16 protein-coding genes are annotated in these 18,866 nt (G+C 47.4%); 1 reads left to right on the top strand and 15 read right to left on the bottom strand.

Translation table 11 applies throughout. From position 1 onward, the window contains the following. Positions 1-16: 16 nt before the first annotated feature. The 13 genes from ACYCSE_RS02175 to ACYCSE_RS02235 form a co-directional block, all read right to left on the bottom strand. Positions 17-793: a DNA and RNA helicase gene (locus ACYCSE_RS02175; protein WP_459701155.1), complete on the bottom strand. Its 777-nt coding sequence runs from the start codon at positions 791-793 to the stop codon at positions 17-19. An 18-nt stretch (positions 794-811) separates the two neighbouring features. Next, entirely contained in the window at positions 812-964 is a 153-nt protein-coding gene (locus ACYCSE_RS02180; protein ID WP_023989850.1) for a hypothetical protein, read from the bottom strand. A gap of 60 nt (positions 965-1,024) precedes the next feature. Further along, a complete protein-coding gene (locus ACYCSE_RS02185; RefSeq protein WP_459702466.1) occupies positions 1,025-1,537 on the bottom strand; it encodes an RDD family protein in 513 nt (170 codons plus the stop codon). Between the two features lie 62 nt (positions 1,538-1,599). After that, on the bottom strand, positions 1,600-4,251 hold the full coding sequence (locus ACYCSE_RS02190; protein ID WP_061828706.1) for an Hsp70 family protein: 2,652 nt from the start codon (positions 4,249-4,251) through the stop codon (positions 1,600-1,602). Positions 4,252-4,282: 31 nt separating this feature from the next. Next, positions 4,283-4,972 carry an iron-dependent peroxidase gene (locus ACYCSE_RS02195; protein WP_254328717.1) on the bottom strand — a complete coding sequence of 230 codons (690 nt, stop codon included), beginning with the start codon at positions 4,970-4,972 and terminating at the stop codon, positions 4,283-4,285. Continuing rightward, positions 4,969-6,288 (bottom strand): hypothetical protein, encoded by a 1,320-nt coding sequence (locus ACYCSE_RS02200; protein ID WP_039272928.1) that lies wholly within the window; start codon positions 6,286-6,288, stop codon positions 4,969-4,971. Before ACYCSE_RS02200 ends, ACYCSE_RS02195 begins: the two co-directional genes overlap by 4 nt. 47 nt (positions 6,289-6,335) lie before the next feature. After that, the gene (locus ACYCSE_RS02205; protein ID WP_459701159.1) at positions 6,336-8,213 is read right to left on the bottom strand and encodes a serine/threonine protein phosphatase; all 1,878 of its coding nucleotides are present in this window, start codon (positions 8,211-8,213) and stop codon (positions 6,336-6,338) included. 22 nt (positions 8,214-8,235) lie between these two features. Next, the gene (locus tag ACYCSE_RS02210) at positions 8,236-9,066 is read right to left on the bottom strand and encodes a PP2C family protein-serine/threonine phosphatase (RefSeq protein WP_459701161.1); all 831 of its coding nucleotides are present in this window, start codon (positions 9,064-9,066) and stop codon (positions 8,236-8,238) included. 35 nt (positions 9,067-9,101) lie between these two features. Then, the gene (locus tag ACYCSE_RS02215) at positions 9,102-9,629 is read right to left on the bottom strand and encodes an FHA domain-containing protein (RefSeq protein ID WP_069290165.1); all 528 of its coding nucleotides are present in this window, start codon (positions 9,627-9,629) and stop codon (positions 9,102-9,104) included. Between the two features lie 67 nt (positions 9,630-9,696). Beyond that, positions 9,697-10,245 carry an FHA domain-containing protein gene (locus ACYCSE_RS02220; RefSeq protein ID WP_023989858.1) on the bottom strand — a complete coding sequence of 183 codons (549 nt, stop codon included), beginning with the start codon at positions 10,243-10,245 and terminating at the stop codon, positions 9,697-9,699. A 32-nt stretch (positions 10,246-10,277) separates the two neighbouring features. Then, complete coding sequence (locus ACYCSE_RS02225; protein WP_235308890.1) at positions 10,278-10,727, bottom strand: J domain-containing protein; 450 nt, start codon at positions 10,725-10,727, stop codon at positions 10,278-10,280. A gap of 130 nt (positions 10,728-10,857) precedes the next feature. After that, positions 10,858-11,283: a hypothetical protein gene (locus ACYCSE_RS02230; protein ID WP_025685506.1), complete on the bottom strand. Its 426-nt coding sequence runs from the start codon at positions 11,281-11,283 to the stop codon at positions 10,858-10,860. Between the two features lie 119 nt (positions 11,284-11,402). Beyond that, positions 11,403-13,571: a hypothetical protein gene (locus ACYCSE_RS02235; protein ID WP_023989860.1), complete on the bottom strand. Its 2,169-nt coding sequence runs from the start codon at positions 13,569-13,571 to the stop codon at positions 11,403-11,405. A 638-nt stretch (positions 13,572-14,209) separates the two neighbouring features. Between ACYCSE_RS02235 and ACYCSE_RS02240 the strand changes: the two genes are divergently transcribed. Continuing rightward, positions 14,210-16,297, top strand: a complete 2,088-nt coding sequence (locus ACYCSE_RS02240; RefSeq protein WP_459701166.1) for a vWA domain-containing protein — start codon at positions 14,210-14,212, stop codon at positions 16,295-16,297. 43 nt (positions 16,298-16,340) lie between these two features. Here ACYCSE_RS02240 and ACYCSE_RS02245 read toward each other — a convergent pair whose 3' ends face one another. Further along, entirely contained in the window at positions 16,341-17,252 is a 912-nt protein-coding gene (locus ACYCSE_RS02245; RefSeq protein WP_254325064.1) for a serine/threonine protein kinase, read from the bottom strand. Positions 17,253-17,429: 177 nt separating this feature from the next. Next, positions 17,430-18,683 carry an L-lactate MFS transporter gene (locus ACYCSE_RS02250; protein ID WP_235308887.1) on the bottom strand — a complete coding sequence of 418 codons (1,254 nt, stop codon included), beginning with the start codon at positions 18,681-18,683 and terminating at the stop codon, positions 17,430-17,432. Positions 18,684-18,866 lie beyond the last annotated feature (183 nt).

The following is an 18,866-nucleotide window of genomic DNA, read 5'->3' on the forward strand; positions in this document are numbered from 1 at the left end:
TCCTCTACCTGATTTTCTAATCCACAATCATCCGTCCGGCTCCGCCGCCCTGCCAACGGCCTGCTGTTCGTTTTCCACGTCCGGCGCCTTCTAGAATAAGAACTAGCTGTCTATGCAACTGAGCATGAGAATAATCTCTGTATTCCGCACCATTTCGGTTTGCAATGTAATGCTGAATGGAATCTCTGTCTACGGCTTCTGAGTTCAGGCATATGAGCGCAAACATACAATCCATCGGATCTGTGGCACCACTTTTAAGCAGCTCGGATGCGAAGTAGCGCATCGTCTCTGGCCGCAATGTACTCTGCTTCAAACCCGCAAAAGGAGCATGGATATCACTCCATGTATTGAATTCGGTTGCCATGTCGGCAAAATCCTGATAATCCGAGCGAAGCACGGCTCCATCTTTGAGCTTGAATCGGCCCAGCTCCATCTTATCCAGACCGATCTCTGCCTCATCCTCCAGCACGATATCTGCATGATGGGCTGTGAAATCCGGGCGATCTGTTTGTTCCAAAAAGAGCAACTTCAACACCGATAGCCGGCCTGTAGCCGCATACGGCACTTCCTGCTCCTGCTCCAGCAGGTATAGTCTATCCTTGTGCTTCACGATGCCTCTACCAATGGTCAGCGTGTTCTCCTCGACAGTTACGTTCATTCCGGTGATAATACCATCCGAAAAATCCTGATACCGGATATCCAGAAAACTGCGTGGGTAGTCTCGCAGGTTCTCCAGCATCTCGGTTTTTAGAATACGGCCCTTCTCAAACTTCGGAACAATATGCGTTAACATGGTGCTCTCCTCCTTTCTCTATTCTTCTTTATTTAGGGGAACAGATAGCCGATTCACACCGGGCGCAGGAGGTGGAACAGGAACTGCATCATCGATGGGTTGAGCTTTACTTACTCCAAGTAATCCAGTAAATAGGCGAATATTCTTTTCTAAAAATCTGCGTATATCCATCTTGCTCCCCCTGTTTGAAGACTACGGTTCATTATGATCTTAGAATCTATTTATCTACCTTTACATCCCGGCTCCGCGTTGAGCCTGCTCACGAAGGATATAGTCCAGCTCGCGTTTGTCCACAACATAGGTACGGGCGATCAGATCGTGAAGAGCCTGTTTTCTAGCCGTAAAGCCTACCATGATAAAACCGATCCACAAAATGATACTCGATAAAATTTTACTCCAGTAGCGGACACTCGCACGTCCAAAGCTCAGCTTTTGGTTAAATTCATCTACTACAACGATACCAAGAGCCAGCTTGCCCACCGTAGCTCTGCATTTGGACGATTCCATGATCGCAAAATACAGCCATGAAGCCCCCAAATTCATCAGAGTTTGCCCCAATAATTGCATGGTGAAAATAGCAGTCGACCCGTCTGTCAGCATAGAGGTTTCTGCCGGAGATGGCGCCCAGTTCCCAAAAAGCTGAATTACACCCCAGATCAATCCAATAATCATAAATACAAATCCTAAAATAAGGCTATCAATGATATAAGCCAAAGTTCGCTTCCAAAAACCTGCATACAGCACGTTATCCCCTCCAAGTGGTGTGTACTTTTCTGATTTCAGCATTTTGCGAAATTCTTAATTTACTATTTCGTGCCGTCAAAGAAATCCAGCTCGGAGAGATCATTTTCGAAAGCAAAAAAGCGTTTGGGTCCCAGATGCAGCAATTCATCTCGGCGGGTAATCGGGACTACATAAAAGCCCCAGCGGCTATCTCCGACAAAAACAAAATATTTCGTTTCCCCATTACGGATGGAGTCCGTATCATCCTGCGGGATATCCCGCCCGTACAGCACGGCAATTTCCTCATACGGCATGGGTTCAAAAGCTTCTGGCCGACTACGGTACACATGACGCTGACGCAGCTTGCCGCCGTCGGCCGTCAGGAAGAACTCTACCTCAGCCGCATGAGACGGCCGGGAAATAGAACCGCGTACCCGGTTGCTTTCCAAACTCGCAATCAGCTCCTTCTCGCGTCCCGTATGCGTCCATGCGCTGACCGTGTACGGAATAGCCGGAATATGATTGGTAATAACAGGCTCAATCGTGCCCATTTTTTTAGCGTTCAGGTAACGGATAGCCCCGCGCAGACAGGCCATTTTCAACTCAGGTACCCGGCTGAGGTCCTCTGCCTTTTGACGAAACTCAATACTGCGCCCTGGTACAAATTCCTTGAGTGCTTCGCGAAATACGTCAATCCGGCAGGACTGCCCGGTTAGCTTGATAATCGAATAATCCTGCAAGCGCCCCTCCAGATAAAACTCATCCAGAAACTTGCGCACAATATTGTAGATGTCCGCCTTAAGAAGTTGCTGTATCTCCCGAATGTTAAACACCACATCAGGCAGACCATATTCATCACGAAACCGTCCGTTCTCGATGACTGAAACCAGCCAACGGTCCATCACTGCAATGTTCAGGTCGCTTTCAGCAGATAATACCTGCTCGGATTCGAAGCGGCTGCGCAAGATCCCCGTGCGTAGAAAAAATTCCTTTTTCATATTTTCTGCCGCGCTCCACAATAGATGAAAATTACTCAGTACCCGCTGATATTCATCCCGTGTAGCATGCTCATACTGTTTGAACGCGGTAGGCAAGATGGCCTCTGCCTCTCGGTAGCGTTCCTCCAGTCCCGCATATACAGCATCTACACCAAACTCATCCACATGACGGTACAAATCTCCCGAAGGAATGCCGATCAGGGCATCAATATCGGTGTCAGGCAAACGAGTCTCGGCAGCATAATAACCTGCAAATACAATTTTCATAAACTGCATAATCCGATACGTCAGATTGTTTCCACCAAAATTGGTATCCCCATTTTCATACGTTGTGTGAATATCCAGCTTGTAAGCAATACGTCCGTCCTCAATTCGGAATCGGCAGGAAGACAAATCTGTCGTGCCTCCACCACAATCAATGACAAGTGCCTGATACTCCTCACCGTCCGCAAAAGTCCCTCGTTCCATCTGGTCTGCCAGCGTGTTGTACAGTACAGCCAGCCCTTCGTCCAGCGCATCCTCCGCTTCAATCTGGTAATCAGGCAAAATATCACTAAACATCTCTATAAACTGGGGCTGCAGCTTGACCGGAGCAGAAAAGTGCAGGTTGCGGAACCGACACTTAAATTGCTGCTCGGCTGTAGCAATCACATAACGGATAAAAGCAGCTAAAATATCACTGCGGGAAGCGGTTGCTGTATTCCCCTCGGAATCCATTAATTCCTCGATTCGCTTATAATCGTTGACCCACCGCTTGATCCCTCGCAATACTGTCGCACGGCTGCCTGCCACGTCAGATCCACGTAGTGCATCCTCCCCAAATACATAAAGGATATGTTCTGGATTGGAGCAGTCTGCGACACGAATAGCAGTCGGCAATACTTCGATCCAGTCGCCTTCTGCCCCTTCTGGGCCGGGGAATGACACATAATTGATGGCGTTCAGCCTTACCGTGCTGCTCATACCTGTATCAGGAGCCGTAACGTAGGAGCTATCCAAATAAGCACCTGCTGTGGTGTTCGAGGTGCCAAAATCAATCGCAAGTACCGCATCTGTAGTTTCCGTGCCCCGAATGATCAGCTCTGCCACCGGAACCCGGTGACCTTGAAGCTTCAGCGGCAGCATTGGCTTATCTCCATAGTAGAGGTTATAAAAATATTCTGATTCCTGTCTTCGCAGAAATAATAGGCTATAACTATGATTAGACGTCTCTCGCAGTTCAGCATCACGATGACGAGAAAGATAATATACGCCTGTTCGTCCCTCATCCTTCACCAAATTCAAAACACCGCACAGTTCTCCTGTCGCATTCACCAGAAGCACATTAGATGAGCTCAGCCAAGGCAAATCGGATTCAATCCGGTAGTTGTCCATGCGACCTGTGCGTACACCCTGATACAGTGTGATTTTGGCGGGAACCCGGATACCGCTGCTCTCCTGCCGACGGTCGTTCCAGTTTCGCTGTAGTGCCGATTCCATGCGTTCAAAACCGCCAGGGTTCGGCCTTGTGATGAGTAAATGCTCTTCCGCACTCCGAAATCGCAAAATCACGCGAATCAATTCTTCACGTGCCAGGCGATTGGCAAATCCCTCGACCAGTCGTTCCTTATCGCATATCCCACGTAACTGAAAGGTCGTCATTTGCTCCAATTCCGCCCGCGTGTATTTCGCCGTGAAGCGTATGCTTTTTCGATCGGTGAGCGGGTCTAGCAACCTGTATGTATAGGGTCCGTTCATCGTTCACATGTCCTTTCTTAGCCATTTAGCCTTAATAGAGGGCGATAGCGTCTATTTTCATCGTAGGATCTTCCTCTAAAATGCCGAAATGACTTGTCCAATACAATTCCGTCGTAAAACGTGCCGGAAGAAACAAATCCAGAATCAAATCCACTTTAATCCGTGACAATGGCGTCTCCTCTTGGCCGATATAGATGAGTAATTCGTCTTTTTCCTCACAATTGGTGTAAATGATTGAGCGATGAAAGACGCGCCGCATCGTTTCTTTTAGCAGATGTACGGCTTCTCCCGTCTCATACAGGCGCAGCAGTCCTTCAGCAATCGCGTCCTGATCCTCACGGTTTAATTGTCCAAAGCCTTCCTTTACCTTCAGGCCAAAAATGCCCTCTGCAATATCACGCCGAACAAACTGGATATGGTACTCCCGCCGATTCATCCCTTGATACAAGTCCATTTCCGCCAGAAAATGCATCATAATATCAAATAGCGATTCTCTCAGCTCCAGATACTCTTCAGCATCCGGTGGAAACAGATCCCGAAAAATAGAATAAAAGCGGTAGTACGGATTGATTTCCACTACCTGCTCCAAATGGGAAGTATTCAACTCTGCCAGACTAAGCTCCATATACGGAGAGTAGCTGACAGCGGGTACGAAGCGGAATTTATCTACATCCAGCCCCTGTTCCCTCGCGCGCATGAGCAAATCCCAGACGTAATTCACACCCATTCTCCTTCACACTTGTACTCTGGAAAATACATCTGCACTTCCGATACCAAAAAGCTCATTAAATCGGATAAAATATAAGCAGGCGCGGTTGGCGAAACATCGTCAGAACCACGTCTGAACCCCAAACGCATGATCTGCTTGCCTTCCTCTGTCCGTACGTTATCGCTGACAAACGGATTTAACGGATACGTCTGGGTTTTGGTTACAAGGTTGCTTACATCATTTCTCCCTGCACCTCCCCAGATGTCCACACGTTCCAGCTCCAGCCCTTGCGCTGCTTCAAACGAGTTTACGATGCGCATGATTTCCGCTTTGGCACGGACAATCACGGCCTGTTTTCCTGCATAGCGGCCCAAAAAGCTGTCCTGTCGCCGATTAGACAATAACGGATAAGTCTGACGACTAAGTCTCGTTGTAACAGGCTTCGTAACCTTCAACACATTCCATTCGCCAGACTTATCACGTGGTGTGACAATCGTCAGTTCCTCTTCTGTACGCTTGATATACCGGATATCGCCTTCAGTCCCGTCAATCAAATAACCATGCTCAGGACCTGTTTTTCGCAAAGGCAGCACATGCTCATAGTTCACACGATCCATAGCGGGTATAGGAAAACCGCTGTTCTTTAGAGATAGCCTTTCAATGTTCCAAAGCGGAAAAACGTCGCCCTTCTTAAAAACGTCGAATTCCTCCAATGAAATTGTAATTTCATGAATTTCTTCATGGGCGGCCGGCTCGCCGTCTCCACCAATCAATACACAGTCCACAAACTTATAAGCGTACGGATGATTAATTGTTTTCCACGGCATACCATTTTGCATAAACGTGTGATATAACTGCTCAATTTCCAAAATATAAGAACGGTTATGCTCCAGACGAAAACGAATCGGATAATTGCCAGTTTCCGTGACCAACATTCCTGAGAAAATACGCTTGCTGCGCACCAGCGCTGAGATACGTTCGGTCTCCATCTCAAGAAAAAGCGTAAACAACGGCATCGCACCGCCTTCGCGTACCACCTCTGCCACACGGCTGATGTCCATCTGTTTTTCCTCCGTATCAGACGGTAACACAGGATATAAAAATTCATGAATCGGGTCATAGTCCTCACGCGATGTCAATGACACGTACACATCAATCTTTTCTTCCGTATTCTCAATTTCCTCAAATACCCGCCGTTCTAGCTGGCGGGTCATTTCTTCCTGATATTCGACGAGGTTCATAAATACCCCCGCCATCATATTTTTCAGTAAACGTCTCTGCTCTAAATCGTCCATCTTGCTCAAACGGTCCTGTACCAGCTCTTTCACGACGTCTCACTCCTTTCCGGCTCCAGCATTCATTGAACATGAAAAACTTAACCTCCGTTCGCAGCAGCCCGATCTTGGTTCTCTGAATCAGACGCCCCTGCTGTTTTAGAAGCGGAATCAGCAGTTCCTTGCTCTTTGTTGGTATCCACCTTGGCCGAAGGGGCAGTTCCATCGCCTGTACCCATGCTCTTTGCAGCCGAAGTGGCTTCCTTCTTCGCGGGTGTGGTTCCCGCTGAAGCCGTTGGCGCAGCCTTCGTTTGCGATTCTGCAGCAGGGGTTGCAGCAGCGGAAGATAAAGCTCCACCCGCTGTGTCCCCTGCGTCCGTGTCGTTCAATGCTCCATCAGACAATCCCAATCCAGCAGGAAGCTGACCATTTTTCTGCTGTTCCGCGCTCTGCTTTTCCTCCGCCTTGGCAATGCTCCGCTCCAATGCCAGAACACTTTCGAGCTTATCGATCTCCTGATAAATTTCCTGTGCCCCGCTATAGGCATCAATGGCTCCTTCATAATCGAGATCCTTCATCATCCGATCCCCTTTGGCCTGAAGTTTGCCAGCTTGAATCTCCTTGAGCTGCTGCTGAATAGCTGTCAATTTATCGTTGGCCTCGGTAATTTTCTTCTCCAGTTCTTTTTGCGCGGACGTATAACCGGATTCCATCGCAGCCTTGTTTGCTTTCTTGTATAGCTTAAGCGCATTCGTGTAATCGCCGCCCTGAAATTTTAAATCTCCGTCCTTCATCCAGCTCGCTGTCTCGGCATAGCTGTCCAATTGGTCGATTTTATGCTCAATATCCTTCACATTAAACGGTGGATATAGCCCGGCGCTTTTCCGTGCTTTCTCGTAGCTGGCTTCAGCTTTGGTAAAGTCCGCCTTTTCCACGTAGCCGTCTCCGTCCACCAGCAATTGAGATAGTTTCTGCTCGGCTGTATACAGTCGCTTATGAATCTTATCGTTAATTTTAACCGCCGCGTTTTTCGCTTCGCTGTAGGACTTGAGCGCCTTCGCATAATCTCCTGTCCTTGCATAATCATCTGCGGCTTGGGCTGATTCGATCATCGTTTCCAGTGCAGCTGCCTTATTCGCAGCCATACGAGCCAGCGTAATCCATGCTCCCCCGCCCACAACAATAAAGACAAGCAACGCAATCAAAATCCGTTTGATCAACTTGCGGCGGTTTTTAGGCTTTTCCTGAAAAACTTTATTTACATAAATGGCCGCAGCCGTGTAATTATTCACCGTCCGGTGCTGTTTGCTTAGCAGAACCTCTTCCAAGGTGTCCGTCAGCATGACCGGGTCCTTCGCTTCCTCCAGCGCCCCCAGCATTTCCGCCAGCTCGACGTCCTCCCACATCCCTGAGGTGGCAAGCAGGATTACATCTCCATCTGCAAGCTGGGTCTTTTTGGCGTAATGGGCATGAACTCCATTCGGATTTCCCAAGTATTCCAGCAGATTACCTCGTTCCTCATGTGTGCTGGTCGCTTCGTCTGGAATGCGTCCATCATCTGCCAATGACTGAGCCAGACTATGATCCTTACTGCGAAAATTAAGCCTTCCATTGCGAAAATGATATAGCCGCACATTACCGCACGAAACATACACCATTTTGTTATAGTTGGTCACTACCATCAGCAGACTGGCTTTAAGCCGAACGCGACGGCTTTCAAATTGCAGCCATTCCTGCGCTTCACGCAGATCTCTCATCAAGCGCCGTTTGGACATGGAAGGCTTCTCCATGAAGTTTTCCAGCACCGTTTTGACAACCATTTCTGCGCTGCGCAGCTCCTGATCCGAATCCAGACCGTCTGCGAGGACATAACAGGCCATGTCGTCCGTCTCCATGAATGCAAAATAGTCCCGGTTGTCTATGTAAGAGCCCGCTTCCGACACAAAGGCGGTACTAAAATCGCTGTTGTCCTTGCGCATCGCTACCCCCGTCTTTCTTGTTTCATCCTATCGCCAAAATAAGTACTGTCGCATTATCCTGACTTTTAAAGCCTTTATCATTAATGGCGTCGATCATGGCATCCGCTGTTTCCTGCGGTGTTCCACTCTTGCGCATAATCTCTTCCAATTCAATCTCCGTCAGCGCCTCCTGAATGCCATCGCTGCACAGCAGCACATGATCCCCTGAATACAGACGAATCGGTGTATTACCCAGTTCCATACTCTCAAAGCCCTCATAGCCCAAGTAGTTGACCAGTTGATTGCGCACTGGACTCGTTTTGGCTTCCTCCGAGGTCATTTGTCCAGCAAGCACTCGTTCCTCCAGCAGTGTTTCTGCTGTATGCTTGGAATTGACTGTTTGGAAATGACCATTGCGGTAAATCGTAATCAAGCTGTCGCCCACCGCTCCGTAATACAGCTGATAGCCGCACACAATGACCGCAGCCAGCGTCGTACCTCCGCCCTGTCCATTCAAATTTTGCAAAATGCCGCGATTACTTTGAGTTGCCGCCTCTGCAAAATATCCGTTCAAATTCGTTGCATCTTCCAGCTTGGCAAACGCCTTCGTAAAAGTCGTCACAGCCAAGGTACTGGACATACGCCCATTGGCCAGCCCACTGATACCGTCTGCGACAACAGCCAGCGTACCGACAGGTGTCGTCATACTGGCGAAATAATCATCCTGCTCGCTCCGGCTCCCGATCGTTTGACCATTTCCGATCTCAATTCCACTCATGATACGGCTGCCGGAACTTCGCGTCAGTCGTATACGGATCATAAGCAGAACAGCGAATAGTACCGCAGCTCCACTTACAACAAAATAAGGCTGCATATCGTTACCTCCCTGCACCATTGCCCAATTCCGTCCTAGTTTTCGTTATCCCACTCAAAATGGGCGCCACACAGCGGGATAAAGATAAATTTGCTGTGTCCCAGCTGAATCACGTCATAGGCAGCCAGCTCTGCTGGTGAATATACCGCCTCGTTATTGTGGTACGCCAAACCTGATGAATCGCCTGGCAACAAGTAAAAGTTACGTTTCTTCGGATCATACACAATAACCGCATGATTTCTACGGGAAATCGTGTTGTCCCCGATAATGCGGACATGCATTTCCTCTGCGCGCCCGATAAAGTTTTTCTCCGCCATAATGCGATAATCCTGACCCACCTGTGCTCCTTCGATGCATACCAGCCATCCGGTTACTGGATGAATGCCCACCGTCTCGCCCAAATACGGCATTGTTTTGTCGTTATCTCCTGCGACGTTTGTTTTCGCCACTGGCTCTGCGCTCTTGGGTGCAGCTACATTTACTACCGTGTTGCAATAAGGACACGTATTTCCGTGCTTTCGTGTACTGAACATGTGTCCGTTCGGGCATCTTGTCAAACTCATAGTCGGTTCCTTCCCCCATTGTCATGATTGTCTTTTCAGCGATCTGAGGATTTTGCAGCATCCTCATCTATTTAACGAGCAGTCTCGTATTGGCAATATATAATAAATCACCTGAGTAAATCCGGTATGGCTCACCGCTTTCCAACTTCTTGGTTACACTTTCGTTGGCAGACCGCAAGCCTGTACCATTACCGGAATCCACATCCTCCACAAACCAGTCGCTGTTCACCCGGTTGAGTACCGCATGCTCCACACTTACCAGGGAGGCATAATCTGTACCTACCAAATCAATATCCGCCTCCGAACGCGACGTTGTTTTACCAATTAAGAGCGACGTTTCGCCTTCGATATACCATTCTTTAATGGACTCGCCCTCTTCATCAATCAACACTAGCTTGGCAATCCGCTGACGTTGCGCCTTTGGCTTGGCCACGGGTACAACGGACACCAGATTGCGCAATATGTATACAAGCACGCCGATTCCAATACCTATCGCGACCACGGTTTTCAAACCGCTGTAGCCTGTACGATTAAACACATAAAAGGCGATCGCCAGCATCAGCCCGAACATGGCAACATCTATGATGAAAACCCATCTGTTCTGCGCCGTTTTCACTGCTTGCTTCCCCCATTTCTATCCTGAAATCATCACTTTTTACGAATACCGAAAAATTGGTTAAACATCGCGGAGGTATCCGTCGGATCACCGGGTTTTTTCGTTTTTTTCCCTGGTGAGCCCTCCTTCGTTTTCGGATGAAAACCAAAAAATTGCTCAAAGTCAGTTCCTATATCAGCTGGATTGAATCCTTTGGCTGCCGTACGCGCACCGCTGGAGGATGCAGACCCTCTCCCTCTCTCTTGCTGTTCCCCGCCAGCTCCCTCAGTTTTTCGGATGAGCTCGGCATCGTATGCCTGCCGCAATGCTTCGTCACGCAAGGTATTGTAAGCCTCGTGAATCAGCTTGAACTTGCGCGTTGCTTCCTCGCTTCCCTGGTTGGTATCAGGATGATACTTTTTGGCCAGTTTACGGTAAGCCTGCTTAATCTCTGCCTCCGAAGCATCCCGGCTGACACCGAGCAGCTCATAGTAGTTGGTCATTGTGTGATGTTCCCCTCTCCGAAAAAAATAAATATTAAGAGACCCGTAGGCCTCTTAATATTTATCCACCCTGCACTTGTGTGCCGGGTGAGTGTGTTTTTAAGCTGCACTTAACGTGAAGACGTTAAGCTTAAACCGGATATCCGCCGTCGATTGTAGCCAGCTCGGTTTTGTCTTTCTTTTGTTTGATGTAGAGTGTAAATGCACCTACACCTTCTGTGTCGCCGAAGTGCTCGGTGTAGTCTACAACGAAAGCATTCGGGAAGTGGATTTTACGCACAACTTGATCAGCTGCGATAACTTCCAGTGTTACTTTACGGTAGCTGTCTGCTTTTTCAGCAGGAACCAGAGACCACAAAGCCAGTTTCAGCGTGTCATCCGCGCTGTCACCGTCTACTGCTGTGATGATTTTACCGCTGATGCGCAGCGTGGAGCCTACGTCAGTGGAGCGTGCATTGGAATCGTCCGGTGTATCGGTGTCATAAATAACCGTTTGGATGTTATCCAAGCCCAGCTCGATTGTTTCTTGTCCTTCTACTTTCAATCTGAATCCCATGTGTGTTGCCTCCTTGAAATTAGGTAATATGATGGCGGGAGATGCAGAGCTTCTCCGCAATTTATGTATAAAGGCGGTTCTGGATAGAAACGCCTCTAACATCTTTCGTAGTGCTCGGATCATGATTTGACCGAGCTGGTTCCCTTAGTAATCATGACTTCCAGGTTCTTCACATTACCGTTGAAGACCAGATCGATATGGCACATATTGCTTTTCTCATCAATAATGAAGCTCATATCGTCTCCATCCTGAATGATCGAGTTAACAGATCCTCTGCTGCTCAGCCACTTGCTCTTCTGACTGCTCGGATTGTTACTGAAGAAGCGGACGATATTTTCGTGTTTGAAGTCCCCTGTCTGGTAGCGCAAAATACGTTCAATGTACGTGCTGACCAGCGTCTTGTAGATGGAGTCAAAACCGTCCTCGGACATCGCCATGCTTCTCGCCTTGTAGACGGTAATCCGGCGGATATCCTTATCCTGGATCTGAGCATTCTCCGACGAGAATACAAAGCCGAAGTTTTTACGGTTGATGGCATCCTTGATCGTGTTGGTGAATCCGGTGATTTCCTTGGCCATCGTCGTTACCGTGCGCAGGCTGTTGTCTCCTGCTTCGATGTCGAAGCGTACGCCAGGGAAGTTCTTATTGACGGTTTTAAACGTCTCACGCAGGTATTCAGGACACTGATAGGAAGCGACCAAGCCAGCAGCAACGTAGGCTGCACCCACATAAACGCCCTCGATCCACAGCTTGAGAATATCCTCTTTCTCCTTAGAGAGCTGTACACCGTCTTCGGTCTGTAGCATTTTGCTGTCGATAATGACACCCGATTTGTCCTTCGGAATAATCGTAAAGTTCGGTACACAAGGAATGGCAAATTCGCTATATTCTCTGCGAACGAGACTGGCGCATTTATCGACATATTTGTCGATGCCCGCTGTCGCCATACTGTTGAAAGTCGTTTCTTCACCGGATTCAAAGTTAAAGAACATTTGAATTTTGTAATCCTTCACGACTTGCAGCAGCATCGAGAGCGATTCCATAGAATTTCCGCCCTGCTTAACGACCTTCTCGTTGCCCTTGAAGCGTTCACGTGAAACCTTTACCTTACCGGCTGCTTCCAACTCGACGGATGGAACAATACCGAACCAGATCGTGTCGCTGAATTCATTCTTAGCATTCACAGTGTTCAGGTACGTTTCCAGGCGCGGGATATTGCTGCTTTTCACCAGCATGTCCAGCTTGTTGTTCGCCACCAGCATTGTCGGTAGCATGCCTTTGCTCTTCGTTGCATATTGGTCGAAGAACATTTTGACACCGAGGATTTTCTCCACAAGCGGCTTAACCGCCTTTACGAAATCGTCCTTGGCATTTTTATAGAACTCCAGATACGTGTTGTAGTTTTGAACTTCAACCGCTGTATCCACCTTGGTCTGAACAGCTGGCAGTGGCACAAATGTGCGAACCACCAAATCCTTCACATAGTCAGAAGGCGTATCTGTGATGGAGTTATAATCTTCTTCGAATACTTGGGAGAGATCGCCAGTGCTGTTCTCATCCAACAGCATCAGCTCAGTACTGTCGCTCTTCGGCGCTTCAATAATTTTCAGTTCGCCGCTTTCCCCAATGGAGAGCATACCCACCTGGATCAGCTCACCGGAGTTTTCCTCTTGGGCGCCACCGAGCAGAAGGCGGGTTTTGATGTCCTCAATTGCCAGTGGGAGCATAGCCATAACGTTGTTATAGTTCTGACTCGCTTCCTCGAACATTCCATTCAGCTTGTCACCCATGTCGAGTTTCTTCGGATCGCCATCATCCAGCTTGTCGTATTCACCGTACATATAGTGAATCTCTTTGCGGACTTGACGAATATCATCCATAACCTTTTTCGGTGAAATCATATCCAGCAGATTTTCAAATTTGAAATCTACATTGGTGATTCCTTGACTGCGCTTGGTATCAATGAGCGTAAACAACATTTTCAGAAAATCATTACTTTGATTTACACGAATTTCAGAAATGCTATCCTCATCAATTCCCTCTGGCTTTTTAAGGGTGTAGACGACTTTTTGATTGGCCGCGTTAAAAAACGAATACACGGTCGGTGAAAACTTATCCAAAAATTCGTCAAAGCTGCGCACCAGAAGGTGCTGATTAATTTCCTTGATCTTCTCATCGCTCAAGCTGTCAATACCCTTCACATCACCTACAATGGTGATCAGGTCCAGCTTTTCCGGGTTAATCTCTTCAAAAAGCATTGTCCGGTTGGTTTGATAAATGATTTCCATCGCTGTCGGCAAATGAACAAAGTATGAGTTATAGGTCCATTGCTCCATATACGGACATGGGATGTCCAATTTGAAACGGACGAAACTCATTTTTAGTTCTTTTGCCTCCTCCCCCCTACTTAACATTTAAATTCGTCAAAGGATTGAGCTTATACCACATTTAAGGTACAGGCATGTAACCTCGAAAATCGGTCCGAAGCGTTATTCGGCTTTTAACGGCAAAGCATGCAAATGAGATGTATTTCCAAAATGAAAAGTCAGATAACACATAAATTTTAAATTTATGATTTCGTATTCCTAACTTCAATCCCAATTTTTGCCGTTGATACGAGAGCTATCATACAAAGCACCCTTCAGTTTTGTCAATTTCTGTAGTCTCAGATTGAAATAGGGCATTTTGACTCATTTTATGCGTGAATACGTAATTTTCATGATATGTTAGACCTGTTTCTTCAGGGAAATATTCACAAATGGAACTCAATTACCGATAGAAGTCCATTGGATATTTCTGATAAGCGTAAAAGAATCAAATTCATGGCTAATGTGAGGGTTATCAGCTGTTTTGATCCTTTATCCCTTATATCCCAAGGATTAGGAGAGCTGATCCCCCCACGTTGGCCTCTGCGATGGAGGAGCTTATGTTCAGAATAAGGAAACTAGGGATTATCGTTTTCATGACTTTTGTACTATTTTTACAAATGAGCCTAAACGGGGTCATTTGCACTGTAAATCAGGCTAATGCAGCATCTTTAGGTACTGTCCCGATCGAGGGTTACGATGCCGTTTTTGTACTGGATACCAGTTATTCCATGAGGGATACTGATCCTGAAGGCATTGCCGCCGAAGTCATCAATATGTTTATGGATTTGAGTGATGCAGACCGTACGCGCGTCGGATTCGTTGCCTACAATCACCATGTGGTCGCCTCGAAACCACTGACTTCGATTGCCGTGGCAGCGCAAAAATCCCAGATCCAACAGGAAATCAGAACGCTAAACCGTTCCGGTTATACGGATTTGGGACTTGGGCTGCGTAAAGGCTCAGAGCTGCTAGCGGCAGGAGCATCCCAAGGGCGTCAGCCTTTTATGATTCTGTTGTCTGATGGAGAGACTGATTTTGGTGCCTCCTCTGGTTCCCGATCCAAAGGTGACTCCAATAACGATGTGTCCTCTGTCATCAAATCTGCACAGACCAAGGGATATCCGGTGTATACGATTGGTCTGAACCATGATGGCACAGTGAATCGACAAGAACTCGAACGGATTGCTTCTCAAACGGGTGGAGCTTCTTTTATTACGAGTAGTGCTGAGGATCTGCCGGAAATTCTGAACCGTATTTTCGCCAGTCAAATTCGTTCCAAGCTCGTCCCAATTGCTGCAATTACGACTACTGGCGAGATGCAAGAATTAACTGTAACTCTACCTGACTCTAGTATGGAGGAAGCCAATCTGGTGCTTTTGTCGGAGCATCCCCTTCTGGAAACACAGCTATATTCCAATTCAGAAAATGTCCGCAGGTACAAGTCGAGCCGCTATGCGATTTTAAAAATCGAGCATCCACAGGCAGGTAAAGTGAAGTTGAAGCTACGGGGCATACGCGGAGATTTGGTGAAAATCAATTTACTTGGCAGCTATCGACTGGAAGCCGAAGCTACCATGGGAGGAAAGCAAGCAACGGCAACTCATGGCGACAAGCCTGTGCAGTTACTGAAAGGTCAAGCGACACCGTTTCAAGCTCAGCTTCTGTTGCCGAACAATCAAAAGCTTACAGATGAAGCCGTATATACGTCTCTCCAAGCCCATATTGTAGTTACTCCCAAGGGGGGCACAGCCAAAAAGGTGCCTATGACCTATAAGTCAGGAGCCTTTCATACCGAATATGCGTTCCCTCAAACCGGGGATTATACATGGCAGCTATCTCTGGATAGTCCGCAATGGTACCGTAAGGGAATTGTACATAAGGTTCACGCGGCCAATGCAGCACCACAGGTCTTAAAAGACCTGACGATTCACCTGGTAAAAGAAGATGGCGATTCCCGTCGAAGTTTATCAGATTTTATTGTTGACCCCAATCATGACAAGCTGAACTATAAGCTGGATTCAGAAGGCTCTGGGGATACGATCCATGCTGAGATTAACGGTAATGATCTGCTGCTATCCGAGCTCCACACAGGTGACTCACAGCTGAAGATTACCGCTACCGATCCGGAAGGAACATCTAGCAGCGCTACACTAACCGTTTCTGTACAATCCCGGTATACAGCCATTAAATGGACGGTAGCCATCAGTGTCGTAGTAGCCGCTCTTCTGTATTGGTTCTTGCGGCCGAAGCCGCAGTTTGCCGGAAGAATTGAAGGATATTTTCTCGCTACAGCAAGTGGACAGGAGATTCCGGTAAAATCTTGGCCACTCACCTCCTTTCCGGGCCATAAGGTCAGCTTGCAGGAATTGTTCCGTACGCTTGACGTTCACGAACCGTTGCCAGAAGCGGAACGGATCGTATTTTCCGCAGGTAAAAAAGGGAGCCTAATCGTAAAACATGATACACGCTGCGCCTTACAGCATGGAAAGATCAGATTAGCCCGTAACAAAAAAGCGGTCATGGAGTACAGCGACAAGCTGTACATTACATTCGAGGATGGTGTCACTGAAATCGAGCTGCGATACAAAGCGATTAAACCGAATACTTCAGTGTACACCGACCATATCCAAGCTCCGACAGGATAATGTCCGTCACAACGTAAAAAAAGAGAAGCACCGTCTCTTACGATTAATGAACCGTAAGAGTAGGGCGCTTCCCTTTTTTTATCCAATATTCCGCACGTAGTGCGGCTTTAAACCATCGAAGTGAACGGCAACGCTTGTTAGCCTGTACCTCCAGACCACGCCGAATGACATACGGCAGCAGAGAAAGTCCTGCATTTTCAATCTGAATCCGCTCGGAATGATCTGCAAACAATCGGCCCGGCACATCTGGCGGAGGTGTTCCTTTTCGGCAATAATACAGCGTGGCGGCCAAACTATAGATATCCGACACAGGCCCCTGCTGCGAACGATTAGAGTAAAATTCCAGCGGAGAATAGCCCGCCGTGGTAAAGATCGGATGCTCTTTGCCTTCAAAATGCACAGCCGAACCAAAATCAATCAGCTTGATGTTGCCATTTTCCCCAATCATAATGTTGCCCGGCTTAATATCCCGGTGAATAATTCCTTTGTCGTGAATGTACTCCATGGCATCAATTAAAGGTAGCACCGTGTGGTACAAAAAAGTGGGATCAGATGTTGGCACAGCTTCTTCTTTCATCATTCGATCCAATGTCTTGCCTGCACAGTATTCCATGACCAGATAGGCAGTTCCATTTTCCTCAAAGTGATCTATATAACCGACAATTCCCGGATGACTTAACTCCTTCAACATTTGCCCTTCACGCAAAAAATAATGCATAAACTCCACGTATTTGGATTGCATAGAAGCACCGCAAGTGACCGTTTTTCGATCCATCCCTCGCAAAGCCAGGGCATTCGGAAAAAATTCCTTCACAATGACCTTTTCTCGGTTATCCAACAGCCTTGCCGTATACACGATGGCCAGCTCACTGCGGGACAAGGCGCTTCGAATTTGATATGTATTTCGCAGCTTCGTATTGCGGGCAAGCAGATTCCCGCTTGTATCCACGATCATGACTCGTCCTCCTGTCAGGTTCTTAGCTTATGTCTTTTGTATATATCGGCTTATTACACATCTTTTTATTATACCGTAAAATAGATTATTGGAAAAACAAATAACCTGCCATAATCTCCCTTAGAGAAATGATGACAGGTCTTTTGGCATTCATCTGGTTCTTTGTTCTCAAATCGTTTAACCCAGTTTCGTTCCAGGCTTCATGCTGCGCACACTGTTCGTATTTTTCTTCCGTTCACTGCGCAGTTTGCCTTTGCCTTGTTCTGGAGTGCGAATGGTGAGGGCAATTAGGAACGATACGACACACAGCACAGCAATCGTGGTAAAGGTCGGGATGAATCCACCGAGCAAGGCTGCAATAAATGACCCCGCCAGCGCACCGAGGCCAAAGCCTTGATACACAATACCATAGTTTTTACTTTGATTTTTCAGACCGAAGAAATCAGCTACAATGGCAGGAAAGACTGTAATGTTGCCGCCGAAGCAAAAAGCAATTCCTGCTACACAGGCAAAGAATAAACCAAAATTCAGCGGTACCAGACTCAGCACTGTGACTGCAACCGCCGTTGTCAGCAACGCACCCGCTACTACTTTCAGACGACCTACTTTATCCGATAGCGCACCCAGTATGATCCGGCCCGCCGTGTTGAAAATTGCGACCATAGCGACCGCATTAGCAGCTGTTGCTACATCTAGGCCGGCCATCCGAACGCCGATATCTTTGACGACCCCAATCAGGTAGAGACCACTCATACAAGCGGTAAAGAACATTACGAACAACAGATATGCCTGCTTGGTGCGCAGCATTTCTTTGACGGTGTAATCTCGCTGTACAACCCCATTTTGTACCGAAGGCTTGTTCACGACTACAGCTTCTCTTACCAGGAAAGACCCCCCCACAATCATAATCAGCACGATCATTCCCCAATATAAAAACGCTTGTGATACGCCAACGGACTGAATCAACGAACCATTAATATACTTGAATATAAGACTGCCTGTTCCATATGCCCCAACCGAAATACCGGAAATAAGTCCTTTTTTCTCAGGAAACCATTTAATCAGATTCGACAGTGATGTAATATATGCCGTTCCATCCGCAAAACCTACGACAATACCCGCCAAAATGTAAAGCAGGGACAGCGATGTTACCTGCGAACTGAGCATGAGACCGGCTCCTAAGACGACACCTGCACACAAAATCAGACGACGTAATCCCCATTTATCCTGTAGTTTGCCTGCGAATAATGTAGCAAACGCCAGTGCAAAACTGGTAATTGAAAATGTAATGGCAACCGAACTGAGGTTCCAGCCAAAGCGGTCCACCAACGGTTGATTAAATAAACTCCATGTGTAAATGGTTCCTAATCCCATCTGGACAATTATTGTTCCAAGTACGACAAGCCAACGATTTCCGCTGTTTGTTTTCATTTCAATCTCCTCTTTTCATTCCGGCTCTACAGCGTCAATTTGTGATCATCATAACCGGGAATCCAGTACGCTTTGCGCCTGTGGAGGAGCAAGTCTGTAAGGATTCTCTCTACATGGATTATTATAACCCTGCATGTTAGCCAGAAATCGTTTGAGGAATGAAATGCACATATAGCGGAATGA

It is taken from the genome of Paenibacillus sp. SEL1 (genome assembly GCF_054602535.1).

Excerpts from the sequence above, each read along its gene's own strand:
- ACYCSE_RS02175 (WP_459701155.1), bottom strand. The coding sequence starts at position 793 with ATGTTAACGCATATTGTTCCGAAGTTTGAGAAGGGCCGTATTCTAAAA.
- ACYCSE_RS02180 (WP_023989850.1), bottom strand. The coding sequence starts at position 964 with ATGGATATACGCAGATTTTTAGAAAAGAATATTCGCCTATTTACTGGA.
- ACYCSE_RS02190 (WP_061828706.1), bottom strand. The coding sequence starts at position 4,251 with ATGAACGGACCCTATACATACAGGTTGCTAGACCCGCTCACCGATCGA.
- ACYCSE_RS02205 (WP_459701159.1), bottom strand. The coding sequence starts at position 8,213 with ATGCGCAAGGACAACAGCGATTTTAGTACCGCCTTTGTGTCGGAAGCG.
- ACYCSE_RS02210 (WP_459701161.1), bottom strand. The coding sequence starts at position 9,066 with ATGCAGCCTTATTTTGTTGTAAGTGGAGCTGCGGTACTATTCGCTGTT.
- ACYCSE_RS02215 (WP_069290165.1), bottom strand. The coding sequence starts at position 9,629 with ATGAGTTTGACAAGATGCCCGAACGGACACATGTTCAGTACACGAAAG.
- ACYCSE_RS02225 (WP_235308890.1), bottom strand. The coding sequence starts at position 10,727 with ATGACCAACTACTATGAGCTGCTCGGTGTCAGCCGGGATGCTTCGGAG.
- ACYCSE_RS02230 (WP_025685506.1), bottom strand. The coding sequence starts at position 11,283 with ATGGGATTCAGATTGAAAGTAGAAGGACAAGAAACAATCGAGCTGGGC.
- ACYCSE_RS02235 (WP_023989860.1), bottom strand. The coding sequence starts at position 13,571 with ATGGAAATCATTTATCAAACCAACCGGACAATGCTTTTTGAAGAGATT.
- ACYCSE_RS02240 (WP_459701166.1), top strand. The coding sequence starts at position 14,210 with ATGTTCAGAATAAGGAAACTAGGGATTATCGTTTTCATGACTTTTGTA.
- ACYCSE_RS02245 (WP_254325064.1), bottom strand. The coding sequence starts at position 17,252 with ATGATCGTGGATACAAGCGGGAATCTGCTTGCCCGCAATACGAAGCTG.
- ACYCSE_RS02250 (WP_235308887.1), bottom strand. The coding sequence starts at position 18,683 with ATGAAAACAAACAGCGGAAATCGTTGGCTTGTCGTACTTGGAACAATA.